Genomic DNA, 6,640 nt, shown 5'->3' with positions numbered 1-6,640 from the left:
GCGCAAGCGGCCGTCTCGAAGCATAAGGCCGCTTGCGCCATAGCCGCCATTCATCGGCGGTTGCCTAGCCGATCTTGCCGTGGCAGTGCTTGAATTTCTTGCCGGAACCGCAGGGACAGAGGGCGTTGCGCTGGACCTTGCCCCAAGTCGAGGGGTCGTTCGGATCAACCTCGACGGCAATCGAGCGGGCGGCGCGGGGAATCACCGCGCCATCGGCGTCGGTGGTGCCGTAGCCCTGCTCGTCCACCACCTCGTCAAAGGCGGGGTCGTGCCGGGTTTCGTGCATTTCCTGCGGCTTGGGCTCCATATCCTCCGGCCGCTGCACCCGCAATTCGACATGCGCCAGAACCGAGATGACGGTTTCGCGCATCCGGGTCAGCAGCGCATCGAACATCAGGAAGGCTTCGCGCTTATACTCGTTCAGCGGATCCTTCTGGGCGTAGGCGCGCAGCGATACGCCCTGGCGCAGATGGTCCAGATGCAGCAGATGATCCTTCCAGCACTGGTCGAGGATTTGCAGCAGCAGGCTCTTTTCCGCCATGCGCATGATGTCGGGGCCGTAATTGGCCACCTTTTCCGCCATCTTGCGGTCGACCGCGCTGATGAGGCGTTCCTTGATCTCCTGGTCGGCGATGCCTTCTTCCTTGGCCCATTCGGCAATCGGCAGGTCCAGGTTGAACAGGCGGGCGACCTCCTGATGCAGCTTTTCCGTATCCCACTGCTCGGCATAGGCGTTCGGCGGGATGCAGGCTTCGATCAGCTCGTCGATCACCTCGTGGCGCATGTCGGCGATGGTGTGCTGCACCTCGGTGGCGCGCATGATCTCCTTGCGCTGCTCGTAGATGACCTTGCGCTGGTCATTCATCACGTCGTCATATTTCAGCAGCTGCTTGCGGATGTCGAAATTGCGCGCCTCGACCTTCTGCTGCGCCTTTTCCAGCGCCTTGTTGATCCAGGGGTGGACGATGGCCTCGCCTTCCTTCAGGCCGAGTTTCTGAAGCATGCCCTCCATCCGCTCGGACCCGAAGATGCGCATCAGATCGTCGTCCAGCGCCAGGAAGAACTTCGATGCGCCAGGATCGCCCTGACGGCCGGAGCGGCCGCGTAGCTGGTTGTCGATGCGGCGGCTCTCATGCCGCTCGGTGCCGACGACGTAGAGGCCGCCGGCCTCCTTCACGATGCGGCGGCCTTCCTCAATCTCGGCCGTCACCTCGGCGGTGATGCGCGCGATCTCGGCTTCGTCCTGCACGCCTTCCAGGCGGGCGGCCAGCGCCATGTCGAGATTGCCGCCCAGCTGGATGTCGGTGCCGCGACCGGCCATGTTGGTGGCGATTGTCACCGCACCCGGACGCCCGGCCTGCGAGATGATGAAGGCTTCCTGCTCGTGATAGCGGGCGTTCAGCACCTCATGCGGCATCTTGCGCTGCTTCAGCGCCTCGGACAGCATTTCCGACTTCTCGATGGACACGGTGCCGACCAGCACCGGCTGGCGGCGCTTCTGCGCCTCCTCGATCAAATCGATGATGGCGTCGAACTTCTCGCGCTGGCTGCGATAGACCTCGTCGTCATGGTCCTTGCGCGCCATCGGCACGTTGGTCGGCATCTCGACCACTTCCAGGCCGTAAATCTCGCCGAACTCGGCGGCTTCCGTCATCGCCGTGCCGGTCATGCCGGCCAGTTTCGGATAGAGCCGGAAATAATTCTGGAAGGTGATCGAGGCCAGCGTCTGGTTTTCCTGCTGGATCGTCACGCCTTCCTTGGCTTCCAGCGCCTGATGCAGCCCTTCGGAATAGCGCCTTCCTTCCATCATGCGACCGGTGAACTCGTCGATGATGACGACCTTGTCGTTCTTCACGATGTAGTCGACGTCGCGCTGGAAAAGCTGGTGGGCGCGCAGCGCCTGGTTCATGTGGTGAACCAGCGAGACATTGTGGGTGTCGTACAGATTGCCCTGGGTCAGCATGCCGACCTCGCGCAAAATCTGCTCCATCTTCTCCGTGCCCTCCTCGGTGAGGGTGACGGAGCGCTGCTTTTCGTCCTTCTCGTAATCCTCCGGCGTCAGGCGCGGCAGCAGCACGTTCATGGCCTTGTACAGCTCCGAGGAATCCTCGGCCGGACCGGAGATGATGAGCGGCGTGCGCGCCTCGTCCACCAGGATCGAGTCGACCTCGTCGACGATGGCGTAGTTGAAGTCGCGCTGGACCATATCCTCCAGGCGGAACTTCATATTGTCGCGCAGATAGTCGAAGCCGAATTCGTTGTTGGTGCCGTAGGTGATGTCGGCGGCGTAGGCGGCGCGGCGGTCGTCGTCGTAAATCCCGTTCAGGATGGTGCCGACCGACAGCCCCAGGAAATTATACACCTTGGACATCCAGGCGGCGTCGCGCCGGGCCAGATAGTCGTTCACCGTGACGACATGGACGCCCTTGCCTTCCAGCGCGTTCAGATAGACCGGCAGGGTCGCCACCAGCGTCTTGCCTTCGCCGGTCTTCATCTCGCTGATCATGCCTTCATGCAGCACGATGCCGCCCATCAGCTGCACGTCGAAGGGCCGCAGGCCCAGCGTGCGCCGGGCCGTCTCGCGCACCGTGGCGAAGGCTTCCTCCAGCAGATCGTCGAGCGTCGCGCCCTCGGCCAGGCGGCCGCGGAATTCCGCCGTTTTGCCGCGCAATTCCTCGTCCGACAGCGCCGCGATGGCGGGCTCCAGGGCGTTGATCGCTTCGACCCGCTTACGCAGGCGCTTGACCACGCGGTCATTCGCGGAGCCGAACAGGGTTCTGGCGAGAGCGCCAAGCATGGGGGAAACCTCGGGTACGTTCGAAGGCGGCGGATCATTATACAAGACCCACCTGTGGGCTGACACATAGGGGTATCGTCAATCCCTGTCAACGCCGCCTCGGTTAAGTCCGCGCCCCCCCGAAAGCCGTATCGACAGCTGTATGACCATACGATGAACCTTGCCGCTGTTTCGCCGCCTGCGGTAGTGTCGGGCCGATTTCGACGATGGCCCGTGCCGTCGCCCCACAAACCTAGGATCAGATCATGCTCGTCTTGCGCCTTTCCGCCCTTTTCGCCGCGGCGCTCGCCGTGACCTGGCTGGGCGCGCAGCCCGCCTCGGCCCAGACAAGCGTGCAGCCGATCCCCGATGCGGCCGCGGCTGTCGATCCCGATACGGTGGTCGCCACCGTCGACGGCGCGGCGGTGCGGCAAAGCGACGTACTGTCGCTGATCGAGACGCTGCCGGCGCAATATCGCCAGATCCCGATGGAGATGCTCTACCCCGCGCTGCTGGAGCGCGCCATCGACGGCGCTTTGCTGCAGAAGGCCGGCGAGGCGCGCAACCTGGCCGACGATCCGGCCGTGCAGCGCCGCATCGAGGCCTATCGCAACCGGGTGATCCAGGAAGAGTATCTGACCAAGGTGATCGACGAGAAGGTCACCGACGCCGCCATCGAGGAGCGCTACAAGAAGCTGCGCGCCGAAACCCCGAAGGCGGAGGAGGTGCGCGCCAGCCACATCCTGGTCGAGAGCGAGGAGGAGGCCAAGGCCATCGTGAAGCAGCTTGATGGCGGGGCCGATTTCGCCGCCATCGCGCGGGAGAAGTCCATCGATCCCGGCAAGGATAATGGCGGCGATCTCGGTTTCTTCACCGCCGACCAGATGGTGCCGGAATTCGCCGAGGCCGCGTTCGCCATGCAGCCCGGCAAGCATAGCGCCAAGCCGGTGAAGTCGCAGTTCGGCTGGCATGTCATCAAGCTGGTCGAGCGCCGCGAGCAGCCGGCCCCCAGCCTGGATCAGATGCGCGCCCAGATCAGCAACGAGCTGGCCGAGGAAGCCGCCCGCACCCAGCTGGAGCAGCTGCGCGAGAAGGCCACCATCGAGCGTTTCACCATGACCGGCGAGCCGCAGCCCGCCGCGCCCCAGCCGCAGCCCCAGCCGAAATAAGGGAGACGCAGCGTGGCACTGAAGGTATCGCCGCTGGCGCCGGAGACGTTCCCCGATATGCCGCCGATTGCCGGCGTCGAGCTGGCCTCGGTCGCGGCCGGGGTGCGCTATAAGGGCCGCACCGACCTGTTCCTGGCGGAACTGCCGCCCGGCGCCACCGTGGCCGGCGCGCTGACCAAGTCGCTGACCGCCTCGGCACCGGTCGAATGGTGCCGGCGCAATCTGGCGGAAGGCCGGGCGCGCGCCGTGCTGGTGAATTCCGGCAACGCCAACGCCTTCACCGGCAAGAAGGGCTATGACGCCGCCGTCGCCACCGCCGAGGCGGCGGCCAAGGCCATCGGCTGCGAGGCGTCGGAAATCTTCCTGGCCTCGACCGGGGTGATCGGCGAGCTGCTGCCGGCGCAGAAGGTGGTGGACGCCATCCCCGCCCTGCGCCAGGGGCTGAAGTCGGCAAGCTGGGCCGAATCGGCCAAGGCGATCATGACCACCGACACTTTCCCCAAGGGGGCCACCCGGCGCACCCGCATCGGCGATGTGCCGGTGACGATCAACGGCATCTGCAAGGGGTCAGGCATGATCGCGCCGGACATGGCGACGATGCTGGGCTTCGTCTTCACCGACGCCGAAATCCCCGCCCCGGTGTTGCAGGAGATGCTGTCGCGCGGGGTCGAGCGGTCGTTCAACTGCATCACGGTGGACAGCGACACCTCGACCAGCGACACGGTGCTGCTGTTCGCCACCGGCAAGGTGACCCATCCGCCGGTGGAAAGCGCCAAGGACACGCATCTGCGCGACTTCCGCGAGGCGCTGGAGGATCTGCTGACCGACATGGCGATCCAGATCGTGCGCGACGGCGAGGGCGCGCAGAAGCTGGTGACCATCGACGTGACCGGCGCGGCCTCGCCGCGCGCCGCCAAGCGCATCGGTCTCGCCATCGCCAATTCGCCGCTGGTGAAGACCGCGATCGCCGGCGAGGACGCCAATTGGGGCCGCATCGTCATGGCGGTCGGCAAGTCCGGCGAGTGGGCCGACCGCGACAAGCTCGCCATCCGCATCGGCGGCGTCGAGGTCGCGGCCGAGGGTGCTGCCGTCGAGGGCTATGACGAAACCCCGGTCGTCGCCCATATGAAGGGCAGCGAGATCCTGATCGAGGTCGATGTCGGCGTCGGTCGCGGCCGGTCGCGCGTATGGACCTGCGATTTGACGCACGGCTATATCGACATCAATGGCTCCTACCGCAGCTAAGCTCGACGATCTCTGCCCTTCCGGAGCGGAGCCGGTATCGCCGGGGCCGAAGCCGACCGTGCTGGTCGTCGCCGTGGCGCTGGTCGATATCGACGGCCGGGTGCTGATCGCCCAGCGGCCGGAGGGCAAGAAGATGTCCGGCCTGTGGGAATTCCCCGGCGGCAAGGTCGAGCCGGGGGAGACGCCGGAGGCCGCCCTGGTGCGCGAGCTGAAGGAGGAGCTGGACATTGACACCGCGTCGAGCTGCCTGGCCCCCTTCACCTTCGCCTCGCACACCTATGACGATTTCCACCTGCTGATGCCGCTCTATATCTGCCGCCGCTGGAACGGCCAGCTTCGGGCGGTGGAGCACAGCGCGGTGAAATGGGTCCGCCCGATGGCGCTGTCCGCCTACCCCATGCCGCCCGCCGACCTCCCCCTGGTCGCGATGCTGCGGGATTTTCTGTGAAGTATCGTCAGTGCGGCTTCACCTCGACCGCGCCCAGCGCGTCGGCGAGGCGGGCGGTGGCGGAGCCGCGTCGCATCGGCTGCGGCTGGGCCGCGTGCGGCGTCCAGGCGGTCAAATAGAGCACCTGGAAGGTGGCCGAGATGCGCCCGTCCGCGTCGGCGAAACGCTCCTGATACAGCTCGGCCGCGCGCAGCAGGGTGGCGCGGCGGGTGAAATGCCGGCGGCGCTGCAGATGCGCGTTGGTCTCGCCCATGCCGCGCAGATCGCGCATCAGCGCCAGGGCGTTCTCATAGGTCACGGTCAGCCAGTCGCTGTCGACCACCGGCAGGGCGAAGCCGGCGCGTTGCAGCAGGCCGCCGGCGTCGCGCAGATCGGCGAAGGGGGAGAGGCGCGGCGACAGCCCGCCCTCCACGTCGATCTCCGCCTGGGTCATCACCTCGCGCAGCTCGACCAGGGTGGTGCCGCCCAGCATCGCGCCGAGGAACAGCCCGTCCGGCTTCAGCGCCTGGGATATCTGCAGCAGCGCGCCGGGCAGGTCGTTCACCCAATGCAGCGACAGGCAGCTCGTCACCAGGTCCAGGCTGCCGGGGGCGAAGGGCAGCGCCTCCTCGTCGGCGGCCAGGGTGGGCCGGCCGGCGCCGGCCGCCGCGCGCGCCATGGCGGGCGAAAGGTCGGCCTGCACCAGGCGTTCGATGCCGCCGCGCCCGGCCAGCGCATCGCCCATCGCGCCCAGATGGCAGCCGAGATCGACCGCCAGCGGGAAGCGCCTATTGATGCCGTCCAGCCGCTCCGCCAGCCGCTGCGATATTTCCTGCTTCAGGAAGCCGAACGCGCCATAGGCGGGGGCGGCGCGGTCGCGCTGGGCGCGCACGGCGCGGCGGTCGAAAACCATCATCGTATCGGACATGCGCGGAATATGGCGCGGCGGGCGGCGTCTGCCAATGGTTGGGTTCGGGCCTGCCGCCGAACCCTTCGAGACGTCCGCTCACGCGGCCTCCTCAG

Annotated in this window: 5 protein-coding genes; 3 read left to right on the top strand and 2 right to left on the bottom strand. The window is 66.5% G+C overall.

Features of this window, described 5'->3' with window-relative positions; all coding sequences use genetic code 11:
- Window positions 1-64: 64 nt before the first annotated feature.
- Window positions 65-2,797: a preprotein translocase subunit SecA gene (secA, locus tag AUP43_RS04920; RefSeq protein ID WP_067553370.1), complete on the bottom strand. Its 2,733-nt coding sequence runs from the start codon at window positions 2,795-2,797 to the stop codon at window positions 65-67.
- Window positions 2,798-3,042: 245 nt separating this feature from the next.
- On the opposite strand from secA, the gene AUP43_RS04915 reads away from it, so the two are divergent.
- Genes AUP43_RS04915 through AUP43_RS04905 form a run of 3 tightly spaced genes read left to right on the top strand, consistent with a single transcriptional unit; the run spans window position 3,043 to window position 5,638 of the window.
- Window positions 3,043-3,945 (top strand): peptidylprolyl isomerase, encoded by a 903-nt coding sequence (locus tag AUP43_RS04915; protein WP_067553368.1) that lies wholly within the window; start codon window positions 3,043-3,045, stop codon window positions 3,943-3,945.
- Between the two features lie 12 nt (window positions 3,946-3,957).
- Window positions 3,958-5,190, top strand: coding sequence for a bifunctional glutamate N-acetyltransferase/amino-acid acetyltransferase ArgJ (gene argJ / locus AUP43_RS04910; RefSeq protein WP_232314878.1), 1,233 nt, complete (start codon window positions 3,958-3,960; stop codon window positions 5,188-5,190).
- Window positions 5,171-5,638, top strand: coding sequence for a (deoxy)nucleoside triphosphate pyrophosphohydrolase (locus tag AUP43_RS04905; RefSeq protein WP_084462570.1), 468 nt, complete (start codon window positions 5,171-5,173; stop codon window positions 5,636-5,638). The genes argJ and AUP43_RS04905 overlap by 20 nt, the downstream gene beginning before the upstream one ends.
- 7 nt (window positions 5,639-5,645) lie before the next feature.
- On the opposite strand, the gene AUP43_RS04900 is transcribed toward AUP43_RS04905, so the two are convergent.
- Window positions 5,646-6,545, bottom strand: a complete 900-nt coding sequence (locus tag AUP43_RS04900; protein WP_067553357.1) for a methyltransferase domain-containing protein — start codon at window positions 6,543-6,545, stop codon at window positions 5,646-5,648.
- Window positions 6,546-6,640 lie beyond the last annotated feature (95 nt).

Origin of the sequence: Oceanibaculum pacificum, assembly GCF_001618175.1 — a bacterium.
GTDB classification, from domain to species: Bacteria; Pseudomonadota; Alphaproteobacteria; order Oceanibaculales; family Oceanibaculaceae; genus Oceanibaculum; species Oceanibaculum pacificum.
This window is presented reverse-complemented; position numbering and strand designations above follow the sequence as displayed.